The 22,938-nt window shown below is 70.8% G+C and carries 20 protein-coding genes; 13 read left to right on the forward strand and 7 right to left on the reverse strand.

What is annotated here, in order from left to right; all coding sequences use genetic code 11:
- Positions 1 to 26: 26 nt before the first annotated feature.
- The 11 genes from ACIBF5_RS23800 to ACIBF5_RS23850 all read left to right on the forward strand — a co-directional run bounded on the left by ACIBF5_RS23800 (position 27) and on the right by ACIBF5_RS23850 (position 10,216).
- On the forward strand, positions 27 to 374 hold the full coding sequence (locus ACIBF5_RS23800; protein ID WP_396815065.1) for an urease subunit beta: 348 nt from the start codon (positions 27 to 29) through the stop codon (positions 372 to 374).
- Positions 371 to 2,080, forward strand: coding sequence for an urease subunit alpha (locus ACIBF5_RS23805; protein ID WP_396815066.1), 1,710 nt, complete (start codon positions 371 to 373; stop codon positions 2,078 to 2,080). The genes ACIBF5_RS23800 and ACIBF5_RS23805 overlap by 4 nt, the downstream gene beginning before the upstream one ends.
- 5 nt (positions 2,081 to 2,085) lie before the next feature.
- A complete protein-coding gene (locus tag ACIBF5_RS23810) occupies positions 2,086 to 2,763 on the forward strand; it encodes an urease accessory protein UreF (RefSeq protein ID WP_396815067.1) in 678 nt (225 codons plus the stop codon).
- 85 nt (positions 2,764 to 2,848) lie between these two features.
- Positions 2,849 to 3,538, forward strand: coding sequence for an urease accessory protein UreG (gene ureG, locus ACIBF5_RS23815; protein WP_396815126.1), 690 nt, complete (start codon positions 2,849 to 2,851; stop codon positions 3,536 to 3,538).
- Positions 3,538 to 4,344, forward strand: a complete 807-nt coding sequence (locus ACIBF5_RS23820; protein ID WP_396815068.1) for an urease accessory protein UreD — start codon at positions 3,538 to 3,540, stop codon at positions 4,342 to 4,344. Before ureG ends, ACIBF5_RS23820 begins: the two co-directional genes overlap by 1 nt.
- A gap of 47 nt (positions 4,345 to 4,391) precedes the next feature.
- Entirely contained in the window at positions 4,392 to 4,715 is a 324-nt protein-coding gene (locus tag ACIBF5_RS23825; protein ID WP_396815069.1) for a DMT family transporter, read from the forward strand.
- A 76-nt stretch (positions 4,716 to 4,791) separates the two neighbouring features.
- Positions 4,792 to 5,460 carry a DUF998 domain-containing protein gene (locus ACIBF5_RS23830; RefSeq protein ID WP_396815070.1) on the forward strand — a complete coding sequence of 223 codons (669 nt, stop codon included), beginning with the start codon at positions 4,792 to 4,794 and terminating at the stop codon, positions 5,458 to 5,460.
- Positions 5,461 to 5,633: 173 nt separating this feature from the next.
- Positions 5,634 to 6,473, forward strand: a complete 840-nt coding sequence (locus ACIBF5_RS23835) for an SGNH/GDSL hydrolase family protein (RefSeq protein WP_396815071.1) — start codon at positions 5,634 to 5,636, stop codon at positions 6,471 to 6,473.
- A gap of 133 nt (positions 6,474 to 6,606) precedes the next feature.
- Positions 6,607 to 7,131, forward strand: coding sequence for a PadR family transcriptional regulator (locus ACIBF5_RS23840; RefSeq protein ID WP_396815072.1), 525 nt, complete (start codon positions 6,607 to 6,609; stop codon positions 7,129 to 7,131).
- Positions 7,128 to 7,853, forward strand: a complete 726-nt coding sequence (locus tag ACIBF5_RS23845; RefSeq protein ID WP_396815073.1) for an ABC transporter ATP-binding protein — start codon at positions 7,128 to 7,130, stop codon at positions 7,851 to 7,853. The genes ACIBF5_RS23840 and ACIBF5_RS23845 overlap by 4 nt, the downstream gene beginning before the upstream one ends.
- Positions 7,850 to 10,216 carry an FtsX-like permease family protein gene (locus ACIBF5_RS23850; protein ID WP_396815074.1) on the forward strand — a complete coding sequence of 789 codons (2,367 nt, stop codon included), beginning with the start codon at positions 7,850 to 7,852 and terminating at the stop codon, positions 10,214 to 10,216. The genes ACIBF5_RS23845 and ACIBF5_RS23850 overlap by 4 nt, the downstream gene beginning before the upstream one ends.
- Positions 10,217 to 10,292: 76 nt before the next feature.
- On the opposite strand, the gene ACIBF5_RS23855 is transcribed toward ACIBF5_RS23850, so the two are convergent.
- The 3 genes from ACIBF5_RS23855 to ACIBF5_RS23865 form a co-directional block, all read right to left on the reverse strand.
- A complete protein-coding gene (locus ACIBF5_RS23855) occupies positions 10,293 to 11,237 on the reverse strand; it encodes an acyl-ACP desaturase (RefSeq protein ID WP_396815075.1) in 945 nt (314 codons plus the stop codon).
- A gap of 170 nt (positions 11,238 to 11,407) precedes the next feature.
- Positions 11,408 to 12,736, reverse strand: a complete 1,329-nt coding sequence (hisS, locus tag ACIBF5_RS23860; protein WP_396815076.1) for a histidine--tRNA ligase — start codon at positions 12,734 to 12,736, stop codon at positions 11,408 to 11,410.
- A 65-nt stretch (positions 12,737 to 12,801) separates the two neighbouring features.
- Positions 12,802 to 13,521, reverse strand: a complete 720-nt coding sequence (locus ACIBF5_RS23865; protein WP_396815077.1) for an MBL fold metallo-hydrolase — start codon at positions 13,519 to 13,521, stop codon at positions 12,802 to 12,804.
- Positions 13,522 to 13,889: 368 nt separating this feature from the next.
- Here ACIBF5_RS23865 and ACIBF5_RS23870 point away from each other — a divergent pair, with 368 nt between their 5' ends.
- Together ACIBF5_RS23870 and ACIBF5_RS23875 are read left to right on the forward strand one after the other, a co-directional pair.
- Entirely contained in the window at positions 13,890 to 14,783 is an 894-nt protein-coding gene (locus tag ACIBF5_RS23870; RefSeq protein ID WP_396815078.1) for a peptidylprolyl isomerase, read from the forward strand.
- Between the two features lie 64 nt (positions 14,784 to 14,847).
- Entirely contained in the window at positions 14,848 to 15,687 is an 840-nt protein-coding gene (locus ACIBF5_RS23875; RefSeq protein WP_396815079.1) for a peptidylprolyl isomerase, read from the forward strand.
- Between the two features lie 145 nt (positions 15,688 to 15,832).
- On the opposite strand, the gene ACIBF5_RS23880 is transcribed toward ACIBF5_RS23875, so the two are convergent.
- The 4 genes from ACIBF5_RS23880 to secD all read right to left on the reverse strand — a co-directional run bounded on the left by ACIBF5_RS23880 (position 15,833) and on the right by secD (position 22,822).
- Positions 15,833 to 18,259 (reverse strand): RelA/SpoT family protein, encoded by a 2,427-nt coding sequence (locus tag ACIBF5_RS23880; protein WP_396815127.1) that lies wholly within the window; start codon positions 18,257 to 18,259, stop codon positions 15,833 to 15,835.
- A 720-nt stretch (positions 18,260 to 18,979) separates the two neighbouring features.
- The gene (locus ACIBF5_RS23885) at positions 18,980 to 19,543 is read right to left on the reverse strand and encodes an adenine phosphoribosyltransferase (RefSeq protein ID WP_396815080.1); all 564 of its coding nucleotides are present in this window, start codon (positions 19,541 to 19,543) and stop codon (positions 18,980 to 18,982) included.
- A gap of 105 nt (positions 19,544 to 19,648) precedes the next feature.
- Positions 19,649 to 20,860 carry a protein translocase subunit SecF gene (secF, locus tag ACIBF5_RS23890; RefSeq protein ID WP_396815081.1) on the reverse strand — a complete coding sequence of 404 codons (1,212 nt, stop codon included), beginning with the start codon at positions 20,858 to 20,860 and terminating at the stop codon, positions 19,649 to 19,651.
- A 72-nt stretch (positions 20,861 to 20,932) separates the two neighbouring features.
- Positions 20,933 to 22,822 carry a protein translocase subunit SecD gene (gene secD / locus ACIBF5_RS23895; protein ID WP_396815082.1) on the reverse strand — a complete coding sequence of 630 codons (1,890 nt, stop codon included), beginning with the start codon at positions 22,820 to 22,822 and terminating at the stop codon, positions 20,933 to 20,935.
- Positions 22,823 to 22,938 lie beyond the last annotated feature (116 nt).

A 22,938-nucleotide genomic window follows, 5' to 3' on the forward strand; every position in this document is an offset into this window, starting at 1 on the left:
GCGGCCCGTGGGGAAGGTGGGACCACATGATCCCGGGCGAGGTGCTTCTGGGTACGGGCGACATCGTGATCAACCCAGGCCGGACGGTGCTGACGCTGCCGGTCACCAACACGGGCGACCGACCTGTGCAGGTCGGCTCGCACTACCACTTCGCCGAGGCGAATCCGGCGCTGGAGTTCGACCGGTCGGCGGCCTGGGGGCACCGGCTCGCCGTACCGGCCGGCACCTCGGTCCGCTTCGAACCGGGCATCGACCGCGAGGTGGAGCTGATCCCACTCGGCGGCGCCCGCATCGTCCCCGGCCTCCGCGCCGCCTGCGCCGGCCCCCTGGACCCAGATCATGAGACCAGCGACCGCGCAGGAGGTGGGCGGTGAGCACGCTGGACCGCAGGCGGTACGCCGCGCTCTACGGCCCCACCACCGGGGACCGGATCCGGCTCGCGGACACGAACCTGCTGATCGAGGTCGAGCAGGACCACTGTGGGTACGGCGACGAGGCCGTCTTCGGCGGCGGCAAGGTGATCCGCGAGTCGATGGGCCAGTCGACGGCGACCCGGGCCGAAGGCTCCCCCGACACCGTCATCACCGGCGCGGTGGTGCTCGACCACTGGGGCGTCGTCAAGGCCGACGTCGGCATCCGCGACGGTCGGATCGTGGCGCTCGGCAAGGCCGGCAACCCGGACACCATGGACGGGGTCCACCCGGCGCTGGTGATCGGTCCGGGCACCGAGATCATCGCCGGCAACGGCAAGATCCTGACCGCCGGTGGGATCGACAGTCACGTACACCTGATCTGCCCGCAGATCCTGGAAACGGCACTGGCCAGCGGCATCACCACGATCATGGGTGGCGGCACCGGCCCGGCCGAGGGGACCAAGGCGACCACGGTCACCCCGAACGCCTGGTACCTCGCCCGGATGCTCGCCTCGATCGACCCGTGGCCGGTGAACGTCCTGCTGCTCGGCAAGGGCAACACGGTCCGCGAAGAGTCGATGTGGGAACAGCTGCGCGGCGGGGCGGGTGGCTTCAAGCTGCACGAGGACTGGGGCACCACACCAGCCGCGATCGACGCCTGCCTGCGGGTCGCGGACGCCTCCGGGGTGCAGGTGGCCATCCACACCGACACCCTCAACGAGGCCGGTTTCGTCGCCGACACGCTGCGCGCCATCGCCGGCCGGTCGATCCACGCGTACCACACCGAGGGGGCGGGCGGCGGGCACGCGCCGGACATCATCACCGTCGCCGCCGAACCGAACGTGCTGCCGTCGTCGACGAACCCGACCCGGCCGTACACCCGCAACACCCTCGACGAGCACCTCGACATGCTGATGGTCTGCCACCACCTGAACCCGACGGTGCCGGAGGACCTGGCCTTCGCCGAGAGCCGGATCCGGCCGAGCACCATGGCGGCCGAGGACGTGCTGCACGACCTCGGCGCGATCTCGATGATCGGGTCGGACGCGCAGGCGATGGGTCGCGCCGGTGAGGTCATCCTCCGCACCTGGCAGACCGCGCACGTGATGAAGGCGCGGCGCGGGGCGCTGGCCGGCGACGGGTCCGCGGACAACCTGCGGGCCCGGCGGTACGTCGCCAAGTACACGATCTGCCCCGCCGTCGCGCACGGCATCGACGCCGAAGTCGGCTCGGTCGAGTCGGGCAAGCTCGCCGACCTGGTGCTCTGGGACCCGGTCTTCTTCGGCGTACGCCCACACCTGGTACTCAAGGGCGGCATGATCGCCTGGGCGCAGATGGGTGACGCCAACGCCTCGATCCCGACCCCGCAGCCAGTGCTGCCCCGCCCGATGTTCGGCGCGTACGGTTCGGTGCCCGCCGCCACCAGTCTGGCGTTCGTCGCACCGGTCGCGATCGAGGAGAACCTCGGTGAGCGGATCGGCCTCAGCCGGCGCCTCGCCCCGGTGGCGGACGTACGGTCGCGCGGCAAGTCCGACATGCCGCTCAACGACACGCTCCCCCGGATCGAAGTCGACCCGGACACCTTCACCGTCCGGATCGACGGCGTGGTGATCGAACCCGAACCGGCGACCGAACTGCCGATGGCCCAACGCTACTTTCTCTTCTGACCGCCATGTCGCTGACCACCACGCCCTCCCTCGCCACCCTCCTGGTCCTCGCCGACGGTCGGCTGCCCTCGGGCGGACACGCCCACTCCGGTGGGCTGGAGTCCGCGGTGACCAGCGGCCGGTTACGGGACCTGGCCGGGCTGGCCGATTTCCTGCGCGGCCGACTCGCCACCACCGGCCGGGTCGGCGCGGCGTTCGCCGCCTGCGCCTGCGCCGGCCGGGTGCCGGTCGCCGAACTCGACCAGGGCCTCGACGCGCGTACGCCCTCGCCCGCGCTGCGTCGCGCCTCCCGGGCCCAGGGCCGGGCGCTGCTCCGCGCCGGACGGGCGATCTTCGGAAGCGTCGTGCTGCCGGCCGGGACACCACCCGCCGGACCGCACCAGCCGGTGGCGCTGGGACTGGTGAGCGCCGCCGCTGGGCTCGGACCGACCGAGGCGGCGGTGGCCAGCGCGTACGGCGCGATCAGCGGCCCGGCCAGTGCCGCCGTACGGCTGCTCGGCCTCGACCCGTACGCGGTCCACGCCCTGCTCGCCGGCCTGGCCGGCGAATGTGACCGGCTGGCGGCCGACGCGGCCGGCCGGGTCGACGATCCGGTCGACGACCTGCCCGCCGACTCCGCGCCCCTGCTGGAGATCGGTGCCGAACTGCACGCCTGCCAGGAGGTGCGTCTCTTTGCATCCTGACCAGTCCGCCCGGCCCCACGCCAACGGCGGCGCGCCACACGACCACGGTCCGGAAGAAACACCGCACACCCATCCTGATCCGGAGGTGGACCCGCACCCACCGCTGCCCGACGCCCCCACCGGCGCCCGCGCGTTGCGGGTGGGGATCGGCGGGCCGGTCGGCTCGGGCAAGACCGCGCTGGTCGCCGCGCTGTGCCGGACCCTCGCCGCCGAACTGCGGCTGGCGGTGGTGACCAACGACATCTACACCACCGAGGACGCCGATTTCCTGCTCCGCCACGGCGTGCTGCCGGCCGAACGGATCCGGGCGGTGGAAACCGGCTGCTGCCCGCACACCGCGATCCGCGACGACATCTCCGCCAACCTGGACGCGGTGGAGGAGTTGGAAACGACGCTCGGGCCGCTGGACCTGGTGCTGGTGGAGAGCGGCGGGGACAACCTCACCGCGACCTTCAGCAAAGGGCTGATCGACCAGCAGATCTTCGTGGTCGACGTGGCCGGCGGCGACAAGGTGCCACGCAAGGGCGGGCCCGGGGTCACCGGCGCCGACCTGCTGGTGATCAACAAAACGGATCTGGCACCGCTGGTCGGGGCGGACCTGTCGGTGATGGAACGGGACGCGGCGGCCCGTCGCGGCAACCTCCCGACGGTCTTCCTCTCCCTGGTACGTGACCCGGCGGCAACCCCGGTGGCGCAGTGGGTCCGTACGCTCGTCGCCGCCCACACCCGAGGCGGCGCCGCCGACGCCGGGCCCGTACACGTACCACCGCGTTGATGCGGGCGACGGCCCGGATCGTGGCCGTCGCGGACGGTGCGCGAGGCACCCGACTGGCGGAACTGCACGGCGAGGCGCCGCTGCTGATCCGGCGGACCAGGGCCGCCCCCACCGACGACGGCGAAGTCCAGGTGCACCTGGTCGGCGGGGCGGCCGGCCCACTCGGCGGCGACCGGTTACGGATCGAACTGACCGTCGGCGCCGGGGCACTGCTCTGCGTACGGACCGTGGCCGCGTCACTGGTCCTGCCCGGTGCCGGCGGGCGGCGCTCCCGACTGGAGGTGACCGCCCGGGTGGAGGCGGGCGGGCGACTGCGCTGGCTGCCCGAGCCGCTGATCGGCGCGGCCCGCTGCGACCACCTCTCCCGATCCGTCCTGGAGGTGGCCGACGGCGCGGGCCTGGTCTGGCGGGACGAACTGGTGTGCGGGCGGCACGGCGAGCCGGTCGGCGACGTACGGATCGACACGACCCTGCGCTACGCCGGACGTACGCTGCTCCGCAACGAACTCGCGGTGGGTCCGCGCGCCCCGGGCTGGGCCGGGGCGGCTCGACTCAGCGCCGCCCGGGTCACCGGCTCGCTGCTCCTGGTCGACCCGGCCTGGGCCGGGACCGGGCCACCCGGACCAGCGCCGCTGGGACCGTACGCGGCCCGGATGCCGCTGGGACCGTACGCGGCCAGGATGCCGCTGGCCGGCGGGCCGGCAGTGTTGCTCAGCGCGGCCGGCGCCGACCTGGCAACGGTCCGCGACGCCCTGGACGGGTCACGAGTCGGGGCTTCTCTTTCGTCCGGACGACAGGGGAAATAAGGTTCGCGTTTGGATGCGGGTACGGGCCGGGGTCGAGGAGTGGACGCATGGTGTGGATTCTGTTGGCCGGCGCGATCCTCAGTGAGGTGACCGCGACTATCGCCCTGCGAATCTCCCACGGGTTCTCGAAGCTGGTGCCGTCGGTGATCGTCGTCGTCGGCTACCTGATCGCGTTCGGCCTCCTCGCCGAGGTGCTGAAACGGGGCATGCCGGTGGGTGTGGCGTACGGGGTCTGGTCGGCGATCGGCGTGGCCCTGGTCGCGGCGATCGGTGCCGCGTTCCTCGGCGACAGCCTGACCTGGATCCAGGTCGGTGGACTGGTCCTGGTGATCGCCGGAGTGGCGGCGCTGGAACTGGGAGCGCGTCACTGACGGTGTCACCCCGGAGGGCTCAACGACCGTCCGCAATCGCCGGACCTGCACCAATGCTCCGCAGTACGGTGACCGAATGCGACCCGTGCCGTGGTGGGCCCTCCTCTCCGCGACCGGCGCTCCGTTCTTCCTGATCGGTGGCTGGACCGCCGGGGCGGCCCGTCAGCCGGACCACTACGACCCGGTCTTCGACACCATCAGCGTGCTGGCCGGACCCGGTGCGACCGACGCGTGGATCATGTTGCTCGGGCTGGCCGCGGCCGGCGCCTGTTACGTGGTCACCGCCATCGGGCTGACCGTGGCCGGGTTGCTGGGCCGGAGCCTGCTCGCGCTCGGCGGGATCGCGACCGGCCTGGTGGCGCTCTTCCCACAACCGGAGAACGGCGGTTCGAACGAGCACGCCTTCGTCGCCGGCACCGCCTTCGTCGCGCTCGCCCTCTGGCCGGTGGCGTCGACGCTGGCCCTGCGGGACAGGTACTGGCCAACCTGGGCGGAGACCATCTCGCCGGACACCCCCCGCCCCTGGGCGGTACGCCGCACCGCGGCGATCCTGGCGAGCCTCGTGCCGATCGGGCTCTGCGCCTGGTTCGGCGTCGAGATGTTCACCCGCGGACCCTGGATCGGGCTGACCGAGCGGTTCGCGGCCGGCGCCGAGTCACTCTGGCCGATGGTGGTCGCGATCAGCGCCCGCCTCACCCCCTTCACCCTCCCCGCCACCACCGCCACCACCGAACCTCCCTTGTAAGGAAGGGCCCCTTGTTATCGCTTTCCGTATAGGAAGGGCCCCTTCTTAACGTCGGGGGCAGCGCTGGCGGAGGGTGCCAGGGGCATCGCGGAGCATTGTTCGCAACGACGTACATCTATATGATTCGCGGACCGCACACTCCACCACCTGGCACCCGTGATCCGGAGGCCCCCATGTCCCTCACCCGGCACGCCCTGTCCCTGCTCACCGCCGCGTCCGTCCTGATCGGCTCGGTCGTCGTCGGCACCCTCCCCGCCGCCGCCGATCCCGGTCCCCCGCCGAGCGCGATGACCGGTCTCGGTGACTCGATCACCCGTGGCTTCAACGCCTGCGGCTGGTACGTCGACTGCCCGTCGCGCTCGTTCAGCACCGGAGACAACGTCTCGGTCAACGCTCACTACCTGCGGATCCGGGTCGCCAACCCGGCCATCAACGGCCGCAACCACAACGACTCGCAGACCGGGGCCGACTCCGCCGACCTGCTCGGCCAGGCCAACAGCGCGGTCTCCCGAGGCGGGCAGTACGTGACCGTGCTGATCGGCGCGAACGACGCCTGCACCGGTTCCGAGTCGAGCATGACCACGGTCGGTACGTTCCGCGCCAACATCGACGCCGGGCTCAACCGACTCAGGACCGGCCTACCGGGCGCCCGGGTCTTCGTGATCAGTGTGCCGGACATCCAGCGACTCTGGTCGGTCGGCCGGGGCAGCGGGAGCGCCCGTACCGCATGGAGTCTTTTCGGCATCTGCCAGTCGATGCTGGCCAACCCGACCTCGAACGCGCAGGCCGACGTCGATCGCCGCAACCGGGTACGGCAGCGCGTCGTCGACTACAACACGCAGCTCGCTCAGGCATGTGCCGCGTACGGGGCAAACTGCACATTCGACAACAATGCAGTGTTCAACTACCCGTTCGCCTTGAACCAGCTCTCCGGTTGGGACTACTTCCACCCGAACGCCACCGGTCAGCAGGTGTTGGCCAACGTCACCTACGCCGCCGGCTTCGGCTGGTAGAGCCGGCCCACCAAGGTTAGGAAGGGCCCCTTGTTATACAGAAAACGATAACAAGGGGCCCTTCCTTACTCCTCAATGGTCCAGGTCAGGGGGTATACATCGCGGGTATACACCTCGTGTAGAGTCTGCTCCCATGTCAATCCCGCAGACCTTCCTGGGGCTCCTCGAATCCCGCCCCCGCCACGGCTACGACCTGAAACGGGCGTACGACGAACGCTTCGGGCACGGCCGGCCGCTGCACTACGGACAGGTCTATTCGACCCTCGCCCGGCTGTTGAAGAGCGGACTGGTCGAGGTCGACGGCGTCGAACCGGGCGAGGGACCGGAACGCAAGCGGTACGCGGTCACCGCTTCCGGCGTGACCGACGTGCAGCGTTGGCTGGCCAACCCGGAAAAGCCTGACCTCTACCTGCAGAGCACGCTCTACACCAAGGTCCTGCTCGCCCTGATGACCGAGCGGAACGCGGCCGAGATCCTCGACGTCCAGCGGGCCGAACACCTACGCCTGATGCGCGAACTCACCCAGCGGAAGATCAGCGGCGACCTCGCCGACCAGCTCATCTGCGACCACGCCCTGTTCCACCTTGAGGCGGACCTGCGCTGGCTGGAACTGACCACCGCCCGGCTCGACCAACTCGCCACGGCGGTGCGCGGATGAGCGCCGACCGCGACGAACCACAGCCGACCACCGAGCCGGCCGACGCTCCCCTGCTCGTCGGCCTCGACCTGCACAAGGCGTACGGGCCGACGCCGGCACTGGACGGCGCGTCGATCAGCATCCGCAGCGGCGAGGTGGTCGCCGTGATGGGTCCCTCCGGCTCCGGCAAGTCCACCCTGCTGCACTGCCTTGCCGGCATCGTGACGCCCGACGCCGGCCAGATCCACTACCGGGACCGGGAACTGTCGGCGATGTCGGACGCCGAACGCAGCGCCCTGCGTCGGAGCGAGTTCGGGTTCGTCTTCCAGTTCGGCCAGTTGGTGCCCGAGCTGACCTGTCTGGAGAACGTCGCCCTGCCGCTGCGGCTGGACGGCGTCCGCCGCCGGGAGGCCGAACGACGGGCCGGCGAGTGGCTGGAGCGGCTGGAGGTCACCGACGTGGCCGGCAAACGGCCGGGCGAGGTCTCCGGCGGGCAGGGCCAACGGGTGGCGGTCGGCCGGGCGTTGGTCACCGATCCCCAGGTGCTCTTCGCCGACGAGCCGACCGGAGCCCTGGACTCGCTCAACGGCGAACGGGTGATGCGGCTGTTCACCGAGGCCGCCCGGCAGACCGGCGCCGCAGTGGTGCTGGTGACCCACGAACCACGGGTGGCCGCGTACTCCGACCGCGAGGTCGTGGTCCGCGACGGCCGTACCCGTGATCTGGAGATGGTGACCCCGTGAGCCGCAACCACCCCGGCCGACGGCCCGGCGTGGGCCGCTGGCGCGCCGACCTCCTCCTCGGCGCCCGGCTGGTCTTCGCCGGTGGCCGGGAGGGGATTCTGCGCACCGCACTGGCCGCGATCGGCGTCGGCCTCGGCGTGGCGCTGCTGCTGGTCGCCGTCTCGATCCCGACCATGCTCGGCGAGCAGTCCAGGCGTAGCGATGCCCGCGACGAGCAGTCGTACGGCACCGAGCAGCCCGACGCGGCCCGGAACACCCTGCTGGTGGCCCAGGCCAACACCACCTTCGGTGAACACGCGATCCGGGGACGGGTGCTGCGCCCGGAGGGCCCCGACGCACCGGTGCCGCCCGGCCTGGATCGACTGCCCGCACCGGGCGAGATCGTCGTCTCGCCGGCCCTGGCCGACCTGCTCGCCTCCCCGGCGGGCGCCCAGCTCCGACCCCGGTTCGACTACCCGGTCGGTGGGCTGATCGGCGACGACGGGCTGACCGGTCCTCACGAGTACGCCTACTACCTGGGCAGTGACCAACTGACCCCGCAACAGTCCACGGTCACCCGGATCGATCGGTTCGGCGTCCCGAACGTCAGTGACGGCCTCGACCCGGTCCTGCTGCTGCTGGTCCTCATCATCCTGGTGGTCCTGCTGCTGCCCATCGCCGTCTTCATCGGCACCGCGGTCCGGTTCGGCGGCGAGCAGCGCGACCGCCGGCTGGCCGCCCTGCGGCTGATCGGCGCGGACCGGCGGATGGCGACCCGGATCGCCGCCGGAGAGTCCCTGGTCAGCGCCGTGCTCGGGCTCGCCGCCGGGGCGGTCTTCTTCGTCGTCGGACGGCAGTTCATCGGTACGGTCTCGCTGCGGGAGATCAGCGTGTTCCCCACCGACGTACGCCCCGACCCGGCGCTGGCCGCGCTGATCCTGCTCGGGGTGCCGGTCACGGCGGTCGCCGTGGCACTGCTCGCCCTGCGGCGGGTGGTGATCGAGCCACTCGGGGTGGTCCGCCGGTCCGCCGGCGCACGGCGGCGGCTCTGGTGGCGGCTGATCCTGCCGGTCATCGGCGTCGCGCTGCTGCTGCCGCTCTTCGGCCAGGTGTACCAGAGCGGGAAGCCGGCCAACCAGGCACAGGTCACCGTCGGTGTGGTGCTCCTGCTCGCCGGGGTGACCGCCGTGCTGCCCTGGCTGGTCGAAACGGTGGTACGGCGGCTACGTGGCGGCGCCGTCTCCTGGCAGCTCGCCACCCGGCGACTACAGCTCGACAGTGCCGCGTCCGCCCGCATGGTCAACGGAGTCGCGGTCGCCATCGCCGGCGGCATCGCGCTCCAGATGCTCTTCTCCGGCGTCGCCCCCGACTATCAGCTTCGCACCGGACAGGACCCGGCCCGAGCCACCATGTACGGCGCCCTCCCCCTCGACAGCACCGGAGGCGCCAGCACCACGACGATCACCGAACGACTCCGCGCCACCAGCGGCGTGCGATCCGTGACCCACCTCGTACGCACCGGGGCGACCCTGGCCGAGGGGCCGGCCTTGCCGGATGGCGAACGCCCGAGCTGGCCGCTGCTGGTCGGTGACTGTGCCGCCCTGGCCGAACTGGCCACCCTGGACCACTGCGTTGACGGCGACAGCTTCGCCGTCAACGACAGCGAGTGGCTCGCCGCCCCACTGCCCTCCGCCGGGCAACGGCTCAAGATCGGCGCGCCGCACGACGACACGCCCGAACAGCCGTGGACCGTGCCCGCCGGAATACGACCCGCACCGCCTCGGACCGCTCCCGAGGGCGGCAGACACCCCGGCCTGTTGGTCACCCCTGGGGCGGTGGATCTGGACGCCGTCTCCGACCGGACCATGCTCGTCTACCTGACGCTCGACCCGACCGAGCCAGCCGCCGAGGAACAGGTACGCAACACCGTCGCCGACATCAGCCCACTGGTCGAGGTCTACTCGTTGGCCCCCTCCGAGGAGGACAGCACGTTCCGCGACATCCGCCGGGGGCTCTTCATCGGGGTGGTCGCGGTGATGCTGCTGCTCGGCGCCAGCCTGCTGGTCACCACCCTGGAACAGCTACGGGAGCGGCGCCGGCTGCTCGCCGTACTGGTGGCCTTCGGCACCCGGCGCAGCACCATGAGCTGGTCGGTGCTCTTCCAGACCGCCGTGCCGGTGCTGCTCGGAATGGCTCTGGCCACCGTTCTCGGCACCGCGCTGGGCGCGGTGCTGCAACGGGTGGTGCGGGAACCCGTACGCCTGGACTGGTCCAGCCTGGCCCAGCTCGCCGGGGTCGGCGGTGGCGTGGTGCTGCTGGTGACCGTACTCAGCCTGCCGGCGCTCTGGCGTCTGATGCGCCCGGACGGCCTCCGTAGCGAATGACCCTGCCGCCCCCGCCCGGGGCGTTAGGAAGGGCCCCTTCCTCTACCGAAAACGATAAGAAGGGGCCCTTCCTTCGTCAGCGGGCGAGGCGGGCGAGCCGGGCGTCGCGCTTCTCCTCGAAGCGGGAGGCGGCCTTGTCCAACTCGTCCAGGTGCGCGGCCAACTGCTCGCGGGCCGCCTCGCCGTCGGCGTCCAGGCCGGTGACGTTCCAGACGTCCCACTGGCGCAGCACCGGCACCAGCACCTCGTCCCGGTGCTGCCGCAGGTCGTAGATGCCGGCCAGGGCGATCGCCACCGACTTGCGGGCGAAACCGTCGATGCCGTTGCCCGGCATCTGGAAGTCCGCGGCCACGTCCGCCACCGCGCGCATCGCCTGGCTCGGGGCCAGCTCGAACGCGGCGGCGAGCAGGTTGCGATAGAAGATCATGTGCAGGTTCTCGTCGGCGGCGACCCGGGCCAACAACTGCTCGCAGAGCGGGTCACCGGTCACCCGGCCGGTGTTGCGGTGCGAGATCCGGGTGGCGAGTTCCTGGAAGGAGACGTACGCCAACGAGTGCAGCACCTCGTCGGAGTGCTCGTTGACGTACCCGGTGGACATGTGGACCATCCGCGCTCGCTCCAGCGCCACCGGGTCGACCGCCCGGGTGACGGTCAGGTAGTCACGGATCGCCGTCCCGTGCCGACCCTCCTCGGCGGTCCACCGGTGCACCCAGGTCCCCCAGGCGCCGTCCCGGCCGAACTGCGTCGCGATCTCGTGGTGGTACGACGGCAGGTTGTCCTCGGTGAGCAGGTTGACCACCAGGGCCGTCCGGGCCACCTCGGGGAGGGAGGTGTCCTCCGGCGACCATGCCTCGCCACCCAGCACCCCGTCGAACGTCCGCCCGTCGCTCCACGGCACGTACTCGTGCGGGAACCACTCCTTCGCGACCGCGAGGTGCCGGTCGAGGTTCTGGGCGACGATGGGGTCCAGCTCGGTCAGCAACTCGGTCTGGCTGAGCGGACGGGTGATGGCGGCGGTCACAGGCTCTCCCTACGGTGGCGTAAGTTACGCAACCGTAGGTCAAGTCCATCGCCAACGCCAGTCCGACCGCTCAGCCATTCCGGACGAGTCCCCCGTTCGGCTCAGCCGCGCACGCGACCTCGACTCAGCCGGGCACGCGACCTCGACTCAGCCGGGCACGCGACCTCGGCTCAGCTGACCAGGGGACGGAGGTCCTCGACGGGCGGCGTCCAGTCGTCCGGGGTGGCCGGCGTCTGCTCACCGGAACGGATGTCCTTGACCTCGTCCACCGCCCCGTCGGCACCTGGGAACCAGACGTACGGGATGCCGCGCCGCTCGGCGAAGCGGATCTGCCGGCCGTACTTCGCCGCCGACGGCGAGACCTCGGTGGCGATCCCGCGCCGCCGCAGCGCCGCCGCGATCCGGTCACTGGCCGGTCGGTGCTCCTCGTCGGCGAGCGCCACCAGCACGCAGGTCGGCACCGACCGGGAGACGTTCAGCTCACCGGCGCCGAAGAGCAGGCCGAGCAGCCGGGTCACACCGATCGAGATGCCGACGCCGGGGAAGGTGGCCGAGCCGGCGGTGGCGAGGTTGTCGTACCGGCCACCGGAGCAGATCGAGCCGAACCGCTCGTAGCCGCGCATCTGGGTCTCGTAGACCGTACCGGTGTAGTAGTCCAGGCCACGCGCGATGCGCAGGTCGGCGACGCAGAGCCCGGGCGAGTGCGCGGCGGCGGTCTCCACCACCGTGACCAACTCGGCCAGCCCCTCGTCGAGCAGCGGGTGCTCCACCCCGAGCGCCCGGACCGCGTCGGCGAACGAGCCGTCCGGCGCACTGATCTCGGCCAGGGCCAGACACGCCTTGGCCTGGGACTCGGTGGCCCCGGCGGTCTCGACCAACAGCGCCGCGACCCGTTCCGGCCCGATCTTGTCCAGCTTGTCCACCGCGCGCAGCGCGGCGTCCGGGTCGGTCAGCCCGATGCCCCGGTAGAAGCCCTCGCTGACCTTGCGGTTGTTCACCTGGATCACGATCGGCGGGATCGGCAGGCTGCTGAGGGCGTCGCCGATGACCAGCGGCAACTCGGCCTCGTAGTGCGCCGGAAGGGTGTCCCGGTCGACGATGTCGATGTCGGCCTGGAGGAACTCCCGGTAGCGCCCCTCCTGTGGCCGCTCACCCCGCCACACCTTCTGGATCTGGTAGCGCCGGAACGGGAACTGCAGCTTGCCGGCGTTCTCCAGCACGTACCGGGCGAACGGCACGGTCAGGTCGAAGTGCAGGCCGAGCGCGTCGTCGCCGGTCGGGCCGCCCGGATCCTCCTGCAACCGGCGTACGAGGTAGACCTCCTTGGAGGTCTCACCCTTGCGGAGTAGCTGGTCCAACGGCTCGACCGACCGGGTCTCCAGCGGCGCGAAGCCGTACAGCTCGAATGTCCGCTGGATCTGGCCGATCACGTACTGCTCGATCATCCGCTGCGGCGGGGCCCACTCGGGAAAGCCGGAGATGGGGGACGGCTTGCTCATCATGCTCCTTGGACTTCCGCGCGGACGCGCGGATTCGGTGACGCGAGGCGGCGCGAGTGGGCGGGCTACCAGTTGGGACGGGCAGCGGCGGGCCGCACGTCGTCCGGCATACCCGCCTGACGCAGGTACGGGTTGCTCGCGCGCTCTCGGCCGATGGTGGTGTCGGGGCCGTGGCCGGGCAGGACGACGGTGTCGTCGGCGAGCGGGAGGATCTTCTCCCGCAGGCTGCTCAGCATGGTGGGCATGCTGCCGCCCGGCAGGTCGGTGCGTCCGATCGAGCCGGCGAAGAGGACGTCCCCGGTGAGGCAGATCTGGTCCGCGTCCCAGGGAGAGCCGGCTGCCGGCAGACGGAAGAGCACCGACCCGCCGGTATGGCCCGGGGCGTGGTCGACGGTGATCTCCAGGCCGGCCAGGCTCATGGTCGCGCCGTCGGTCAGCTCGGCCACGTCCTCCGGCTCGGAGTACTCCAGCCTCCCGCCGAGCATCTGGGTGATGTCCACGGAGAACCCCTTGGACGGGTTGGCGAGCATCTCCCGGTCGCCCGGGTGCACGTAAGCCGTGATCCCCCGGGCGCCGCAGACCGGCGCGACCGAGAAGGTGTGGTCCAGATGGCCGTGGGTCAGCAGTACGGCGACAGGCTGTAAACGGTGCTCGGCGAGCAGATCGTCGAGCTGGTCGACGACCCCGATACCCGGGTCGACCACGACACACTGCTCTCCGGGCGCGGGCGCGACCACGTAGCAGTTGGTGCCGAAGGTGTCCGCGGGAAACCCGGCGACGAACACGGCTGCCCCCTCCCGTCGACGTCTGAAGTCATCCGCAGCCTAGCCCGCCGGTCAGGGCGAGCGGCGCGGCACACGTACGGTCCCATCCGTGGGGCCGACCACACCACCGGATGGGGGACTTCGTACGACGTACGTAACATTTGAGCCGAGTCGGGGTCGAACGACGTGGGGGAAATATCCGAAAGGCCGGTCTACCGCCTCGGGGTGAGACCGCCCGGGGCACCGGATTCTCCCACCGGCCACCTCGTACACCACATTCTCAGCGGATGGCCGTACACTCTGGCGGGCGTGTGGCGTGGCGCACTTGACGTCCGACGGCGAGTAGGTGGCCGTCCGCCACAACCAGGGTAGAGGGAAAAGGAGCGCGGGTGGCTTCCAGCAGGGACCGGCAGCGCAAGTTGGCGCGCGCCAAGCTCGACCGGCAGATGGCTCGGCGAGCCGCCTCCGTCCGGCGGCGGCGACAGATCCAGGCCGGGGTCGGCGCGGCTCTCGCGCTGGCGCTGATCGTGGTCGGCTCGGTCTGGGCGCTCGGCGGTTTCGACCGCGAGCCAAGCCCGGCGGCAGCACCGGAGATCTGCGCCTGGACCCCGCAGGAGGCGAGTTCGAACGCCAACCTCAAGGACGTCGGCGTACCGGCAACCACCGGGCTGGCGACCGCCGGAACCCGCCCGATGACCATCACCACGAACCAGGGCAACCCGGTCACGGTCGATCTCGACCTGACCAACGCGCCCTGCGCCGGGGCGAGCTTCGCCCACCTGGCCAGCCGGTCGTTCTACGACAACACCAACTGCCACGAGATCACCGCCGAAGGCGCACTGCGCTGCGGCGACCCGAGCGGCACCGGGCTGGGCGGCCCGACGTACACGTTCACCAGCGAGAACGTACCGACGGCGCCGGCACCCAGCCCGTCGGCGAGCCCCTCGCCCAGCACCTCGCCGCTCTACCCCGCCGGGACCGTCGCCCTGATCGGCAGCGCTCCCGGTGCCAACGGCAGCCAGTTCCTGATCTTCTACAAGGACTTCAGCCCGGCCACGCCGAGCTACCCGATCGTCGGCAAGGTCAACTCCGGCCTCGACGTGATCCAGAAGATCGGCACCATGGAACGGGTGGACAATGGCAGCGGTGAGCAGGTGAAACCGAAGACCGACGTGGTGATCCAGAGCCTCACCGTCGGCGAGGTCTCCCCTGACGCGCCGCCCGCCGCACCGCCGGCGGCGACCCCGACCGCCACCTCCACGGCGGCGGCCGGGCAGTCCTGAGCAGAGCCCCAGACACCAGCCGCGGACGCAGCACCGCAGCGTAGATAGCCCAGGAGGAGTCACCGTGACGTCCACGAGAGAGCGGCAGCGCGCCGCGGCGCGGGCACGGCTCGAACGGGAGATGGCCCAGCGGGCCACCGCCGCCCGCAAGCGCCGCCAGCTCCAGACGACCGTCGGCGCCGGACTGGCCCTGCTGCTGGTCATCGCCGGCACCGTCTGGCTGGTCGCCAGCCTCGGCGACGACGACAAGTCGACCGACACCGCCACCCCCGCCGCCGGCACCACCCAGTGCGTCTGGACCGACCTGCCGGCGGAACAGCGCTCGCCCACGACCAAGGACGTCGGACTGCCGCCGGCCACCGCGCCGAACGCCGGCTCGCAGACGATGACCATCGACACCGGGCTCGGGCCGATCACCGCGAAGCTGGACCTGAGCAAGGTGCCGTGCACCGCAGCGAGCTTCACCCACCTGGCGGAGAAGAACTTCTTCGACAACACCAAGTGCCACCGGCTTGTCACCGAGGGCCTCAAGGTGCTGCAGTGCGGCGACCCGAGCGCCACCGGAGCGGGCTGGCGCGACAGTGACGGCACCGGCGGTCCGAGCTACCGGATGGCCGAGGAGAACCTGCCGACCGAGCAGCGCCCGCCGTACCCGGCCGGGGTCATCGCGATGGCCAACTCCGGCCAGCCCGGCACCAGCGGAAGCCAGTTCTTCATCGTCTACGGCGACTCGGAGCTTGACGCGACCTACACGGTCCTGGGCACGGTCACCGGCGGAATGGACCTGGTCAACCAGGTCGGCGCGGCCGGCGACGACGGCGCTTTCGCCCAGCAGGCCGGCGGCGGCCACCCGAAGAAGGAAGTTCTGATCAACAAGATCACGATGAGCCCGGTGGCGAGCTGAGTTTCCGGACACCTTCCGCCACCACGGACGAAAAGGGGCGGCCCGCTTCGGCGGGCCGCCCCTTTGGTTCGTACGTCCTACGTTTCCTGCGCGCTTCCCGGCGCCCCCACCGGGGCGCCGGGCCGGGTCACACCGCCGACGCTGGTCAGGCGCCCGAGGTGACCCGGTAGGCGTCGAAGACACCGTCGACCTTGCGCACCGCCGCCAGCAGGTGACCCAGGTGCTTCGGGTCGGCCATCTCGAAGCTGAACCTGCTCACCGCCACCCGGTCCCGCGTGGTCGTGACGGTTGCGGAGAGGATGTTGACCCGCTCGTCGGAGAGCACCCGGGTGACGTCGGCGAGCAGCTTGTGCCGGTCCAGCGCCTCCACCTGGATCGCCACCAGGAAGGTCGAGGCGCTGGTGAGCTTCCAGCTCACCTCGACGATCCGCTCCCCCTGCACCCGCAGGTCCTCGGCGTTGGCGCAGTCGTCCCGGTGCACACTCACGCCACCGGAACGGGTCACAAAGCCGAACACCGAGTCCGGCGGCACCGGGGTACAGCACCGGGCGAGCTTGATCCAGACGTCACTGACGCCCCGGACCACCACGCCCGGATCGTGGCTGGAGGTGCGACTACGCGGTGGCCGGGTGGCGACCGCGGTCTCGGCGATGTCCTCGGCCGCGCCCTCCTCGCCGCCGTACCCGGCCATCAGGCGTTGTACGACGGACTGGGCGGAGACCTGACTGTCGCCGACCGCCGCGTAGAGCGACGCCACGTCGGCCAGGTGCAGGTCCCGGGCGATCGCCATCAGGTTGTCCGAGCTGAGCATCCGCTGCAACGGCATGCCCTGCTTGCGCATCTGCTTGACGATCGCGTCCTTGCCGGCCTCGATCGCCTCCTCGCGCCGCTCCTTGTTGAAGTACTGACGGATCTTCGTCCGCGCCCTCGGGCTCTTGACGAAGCCCAGCCAGTCCTGGGTCGGGCCGGCGGTGTCGGACTTCGACGTGAAGATCTCGATCACGTCGCCGTTGGAGAGCGTCGACTCCAGCGGCACCAGCTTGCCGTTGACCCGCGCGCCGATGCACTTGTGCCCGACCTCGGTGTGCACCGCGTACGCGAAGTCGACCGGGGTCGACCCGGTCGGCAGCGGGATCACGTCGCCCTTCGGCGTGAAGACGTACACCTCCTGGCTGGAGAGGTCGAAGCGGAGCGCGTCCAGGAACTCGCTCGGGTCGCTCGCCTCCCGCTGCCAGTCGAGCAACTGCCGCAGCCAGGTCATCTCGTCGATGTTGGCCGGTGGGCCGACGACCGTCGCGCCCTTCTGCTCCTTGTACTTCCAGTGCGCGGCGATGCCGAACTCCGCGGTGCGGTGCATCGCGTACGTCCGGATCTGCATCTCCACCGGCTTGCCGCTGGGCCCGATCACGGTGGTGTGCAGCGACTGGTACATGTTGAACTTCGGCATCGCGATGTAGTCCTTGAACCGGCCCGGTACGGGCTGCCAGTTCGCGTGGATCACACCGAGGGCCGCGTAGCAGTCGCGCACCGTCTCGACCAGGATGCGGACGCCGACCAGGTCGTAGATGTCGTTGAAGTCCCGACCCCGGACGATCATCTTCTGGTAGATCGAGTAGAGGTGCTTGGGGCGCCCGGTCGTCTCCGCCTTGATCTTGGCGGACTTGAGGTCGACCTGCACCTTCTGCGTCACCTGGCGCAGCAGCGCCTCACGCTGCGGCTGGTGCTCGCCGATCAGCCGGTTGATCTCCTCGAAGCGCTTGGGGAACAGGGTGCCGAAGGCGAGATCCTCCAGCTCCCACTTGATCGTGTTCATACCCAGGCGGTGCGCCAGCGGAGCCAGGATCTCCAGCGTCTCCTTGGCCTTCTGCTCCTGCTTGGCGCGGGGCAGGAAGGTCAGCGTACGCATGTTGTGCAGCCGGTCTGCGAGCTTGATCACCAGGACCCGGGGGTCCTTCGCCATCGCCACGACCATCTTGCGGATCGTCTCGGCCTTCGCCGCGTCGCCGAGCTTGACCTTGTCGAGCTTGGTGACGCCGTCGACCAGCAGGGCGACCTCGGCACCGAAGTCGATCCGCATCTGGTCGAGGCCGTAGTTCGTGTCCTCGATGGTGTCGTGCAGCAGCGCCGCCACCAGGGTGGTGGTGTCCATGCCGAGGTTGGCCAGGATGGTGGCGACCGCGAGCGGGTGGGTGATGTACGGGTCGCCGGACTTGCGGTACTGCCCGGAGTGCCAGCGGGCGGCCATGTCGAACGCGCGCTGGAGCAGCCGGGCGTCCATCTTCGGATGGGCCGCCCGGTGCGTGGCGATCAGCGGTTCCAGCACCTCGCTCACCTGCGGCGTCTGCCACGGGGCGTTGAACCGGGCCAGTCGGGCGCGGACCCGCCGGCCGGTCGGTGCACTGGCCAGACCGAAACTCGACGTCGGCGAACCGGGTTCGTCGGCGGCGACGAGTCGACCCGCCGCGCCGACCGGCACCACCACGCCGCCGGCCGGTCCGGGCAACGCCACACCGGCGGAGCCGCCCGGACCGTTCGCCGATCCGGTGGGCGGGGTGACGGCGACCGGGGCCACCGTCGCGAGACTGTCCCCGGACACCGCTGGTGACGCGGGGGCGTGCGGGGCGGAGCCGTTGGTCGTCTGAGGGGTACGGGTGGCGCCGGGCGCGGTCGCGTTGCCGGCACTGACAGAAGTCGATCTGCTGGAACCGGCCGCACCCGGCTTACCGGGACCGGCCGCAGTCGCCCTGCCGGGGCTGGCCGCGCTGGCCTTGCCGGAGCCGCTCGATGTGGTGGCGCCAGGTGGGTCTGTGTCCGCTTTGCTGGCTGCCGCGCCGTCTGCGCCACCGGAGGGGGCGGCGACTCTGGCACCACTGGCACCATTGGTGGTGGTGCCGGTCGGGGCCGGGCGGGAATCGCCGCCACGGGCGGCGGAACCACCGTCCTGGGCGGCCTGACCGGCTACGGGTTCAGCCTCGTCGGCCGGACCGTTCGCCACTGAGCTGGCACCGGCGGTTGTCGGGACCGGCCCGCTGGCGGACGTCGTCACCGGCTTGGTGACATCGTCGGCCTCGCTGGTCGATTGCACCGTGCCCTCCGCCGGAGGGGCGACATCGTGGGACACCGGCCTCCTCACACCTCGCTTGGGACGAGCCGACCGTAACCGGTCGACCAGGTCCGACGCCAGCCCGGTAGAACGGCCTCCACCTGGTCAGCGAAAGGCAATGCTACCCGTCCCGACGGCCGGATGCCGCTCCCCCGCACGCACCGGATCGGTCCTGAACGACAAGACCCGCTAAACGGTTAGAAGGGCATGAACGGGACGCGGAGCCAGTCGATCGCGGCCCCCGAGGAAGGAGAGTTCGAGCAGTACGGAGAAGCCCGCGACCGTCCCGCCTGCCTGCTCCACCAGCCCCAGCGTCGCCTCCGCCGTCCCCCCGGTGGCGAGCACGTCGTCCACGACGAGCACCCGGTGACCAGCGGTGAAGGCATCCTGGTGCACCTCCAGGGTGGCCTCGCCGTACTCCAGGGCGTAGGAGGCGGCGTACGCCGCGCGGGGCAGCTTGCCGGCCTTGCGTACGGGCACCACACCGACCCCGGTCGCGTACGCGATCGCGGCGGCGAGCACGAAGCCACGGGCCTCGATCCCGGCCACCACGTCGAAGGAGTCCCGCCCGTGGTGCGCGATGATCCCGTCGATCACCTGCCGGAAGACCTCACCGTCGCCGAAGAGCGGCATCAGGTCCTTGAACACCACCCCGGGCTGGGGAAAGTCCGGTACGTCCAGCACCCGACTGGCCACGAGTTCCGCGGTGGCCGGGCCGCTGTCGCCCCGTACCCCGGTCTGGGTCTCCGTCACGCTGCTCCTCTCACCGGAGGTGGGCCGGTCGCGCCACAACAAAGGGCGCCCGGCACGCCGTGTGACTCAGCATGCCGGACGCCCTTGTCGCCTCTTCCGCCAGGGTCAGCGGCGCTTGGCCCCACTTGGCCGGTTTCCGCTGCCGCCCGCGGGGCGGCCACCGCGTGCCCCGGCGGAGCGCTTGCCCGCCGGGCGGGCGCCGACCTTCGGTGCCGCACCGGAGAGCGCGGCGGCCTCGTCGACGTCCTGGCCGTCCGTCGTCTCGTCGGCCGGTTCGCTGCCGCTCTGCGCGACCGGACGGGCCGGCCGGGCGGTGGCACCGCTGGAGCGCCGGGCCAGGACCCGCTTGGTGTGGGTCTGGATCCGCGGCTCGTAGTCCTTGAGCAGGGTCAGCACCGGGGTCGCGAAGAAGATCGAGGAGTAGACCGCGATCCCCATGCCGACGAAGAGCACCAGGCCCAGGTCCTCCAGGGTGCCCGCGCCGAGCAGGCCGGCACCGATGAAGAGCAGACCACCGACGGGCAGGAGCGCCACCAGACCGGTGTTGATCGACCGCATCAGGGTCTGGTTGATCGCGAGGTTGGACGCCTCGCCATAGGTCTGGGTGCTGCTCGCGGTGATGCCCCGGGTGTTCTCCTGGACCTTGTCGAACACCACCACGACGTCGTAGAGCGCGAAGCCGAGGATGGTGAGGAAGCCGACGATGGTCGACGGGGTCACCTCGAAGCCGACCAGGGCGTAGATGCCCGCGGTCAGCACCAGGTTGAGGAAGAGCGAGGAGACGGCGGCGACCGCCATCCGCCACTCGAACCGCAGGACCAGGTAGATCATGACCAGGACGACGAAGACCACCAGACCGAGCAGTGCCCGCTCGGTGACCTGGTCGCCCCAGGCAGCACTCACCTGGTTGACGCTGATCTGGTCCTCGGCGATGCCGAACTTGCCGGCCATGTCGGCCTGGACCTCGTTGGACTGCTCGGTGTCCAGTTCCGTGGTGCGGAACTCGTAGAACGAGCCGCCGACGCCGTTGACCGTCTGGCTGGAGACGACGTGCGCCGGCTCGGCGCCGCCGAGGTCGCCCAGCGCCGCGTCGACCTGCTCCTCGGCGTGGGCGATCGTGCCGACGCTGGCCGGCACCTGGAACGAGTTGCCGCCGGAGAACTCGATGCCGAGCTTGAACCCGGGGATCGAGATGCCCAGGATCGCGATCAGCACCAGGCCGGCGGCGATGCCGAACCAGACCCGGCGGCGTCCGATGATGTTGAGACCGGCCTCACCCTGGTAGAGCCGGGTGGCCAGACCGCTACGGCCGCTCATGCCGCTACCTCGCTTTGCTCGGCGCCGGCCGGGGAGGCCGTGGCGCTGCCCTGGATGACTGGCTCGCTCATGCTAGGCCTCCTTGGCCCGCGGGTTGCGCGGGTCGGTCGGCGCGGCCTCGTTCTTGTGCTGCAACACCCGGCCGAGACCACTGACCCGCGGCGACAGGAACGCCCTGGTGTTGGCGAACATCGTCATGATCGGGTGCCGGAAGAGGAAGACGACGACCAGGTCGAGGATCGTGGCCAGACCCAGCGCGAACGCGAAGCCCTTCACCGTGCCGACCGAGACCACGTAGAGCACGACCGCGGCCAGGATGGAGATGGCGTTGGCCGAGATGATCGTCCGCCGGGCTCGGGCCCAGGCACGCGGCACCGCGCTACGCGGGCTGCGACCCTCCCGGATCTCGTCCTTGAGCCGTTCGAAATAGATCACGAACGAGTCGGCGGCGACACCCAGGGAGACGATGAATCCGGCGATGCCGGCGAGGGTCAGCGTGAAGCCGATCTGCCGGCCGAGCACGATCAGCGCGCCGAAGACCAGCAGCGCGGAGAGCCCCAGGCTGAGGATGATGACCGTGCCGAGCAGGCGGTAGTAGAAGAACGAGTAGATGGCGACCAGCAGCAGGCCCACACCGGCGGCCAGCAGACCGGCCTTCAGGTGGCTGGAGCCGAGCGTCGCGGAGACGCTCTCCTGCTCCTGCGGCTCGAACGTCACCGGCAGCGCGCCGAAACGGAGCTGACCGGCGAGGGTGTTCGCGTCCTTGCTGGTGAAGTTACCGGTGATCTGCGAGTCACCGGTGAGCACGCCCTGGATCTCCGGCGAGGAGACGACCGTGTTGTCGAGCACCACGGCGACCCGGCACTTGCCGTCCGGGCCGACCGCGCTCTGGTCGCAGGCGCCGCCCTCGTTGTTGAACGCCTCGCGGGTCAGGTTGGTCCAGTTCTTCTGCCCGGGGCCGGTGAAGTTGAGGCTCACCACCCACTGGCTGTTCTGGTCCAGCACGGCGCTGGCGTCACTGACGTCGGTGCCCTGCACCTTGGCCACGTCGAGCAGGTACTTCACCGGGCCCTCACAGGCCACGACCTGCTGGTCCTTGGCGCTGATCGAGGCCGGCGGGCGCTGCTCCAGCAACTCGCAGGTGATCGTCGGTACGTTGAACTGCATCGCCGCCGGCAGCGAGGCGACCTCCCGACCGGTCAGCTCACCGAACGGCTTGAGCTTGTCGAGCAGGGTCGGGTCGGTGCTCAGGTCGGCCGGCGCCTGCAACGCGCTCGCCGCCGCCCATGCCTCCGGGCCCACCTTCTGCTGGACCTCGGCACGTTGCTGCTCGACGCTCTGCGGCACCGGGGCCGACGAGGTCGAGGCGCTCGGCGTCGGCGTGGCCGGCGGGGCGCTGGTGGCCGCCGCGCTCGGCGTCGGCGTCGGCGCCATCCCGCCCTGACCACCGGCGGACGGCGTGCCGCTCGGCGCACCGGCCGACGCGCTCGGGTTCGGCGTGCCGGACGGGTCCGGCGTCGCGGCAGCAGCCGGAGGGGTCGGCGCGACCGCGCTCGGCGCCCCGCCGTCGGCGGTCTTGAGCACCTTGCGGAAACGCAGCTCGGCCGCGTTGCCGACCTCGCTCAGGTCCCGGCTCTGACCGGGGAGCGAGATGACGATGTTGCGGTTGCCCTCGGTCACCACCTCGGCCTCGGAGACACCCTGGGCGTTCACCCGGTTCTCGATGATCTGCCGAGCGCGCTCCAGGTTCTCCTGTGTCGGAGGCTGGTTGTTCAGGCTGGTGGCCTCAAGCGTCATCCGGGTGCCGCCGACCAGGTCGAGACCGAGCTTCGGCTCCAACCGGTCACGGAAGCTCCCGCTAGCACCGCCGGCGAAGAAGACTAAGAGGTAGAGGACGACGAAGATGCCCCCGAGTACGGCGAGTTGCCGCCCGGGGTGCATCTGTCCCTGAGGTGGTGCCACGGCTGTCCTGTCTCCCTGCACGGTTCGGCCGCTGGTGATGGGCGGCGGTGGGGCGCCGGCATGCCCGGCGACATGCGTACCTCTCCGACGTGTGTCACACGTCGGTACCGCTATTT

It is taken from the genome of Micromonospora sp. NPDC050417, from assembly GCF_044458865.1.
Lineage (GTDB): Bacteria > Actinomycetota > Actinomycetes > Mycobacteriales > Micromonosporaceae > Micromonospora_G.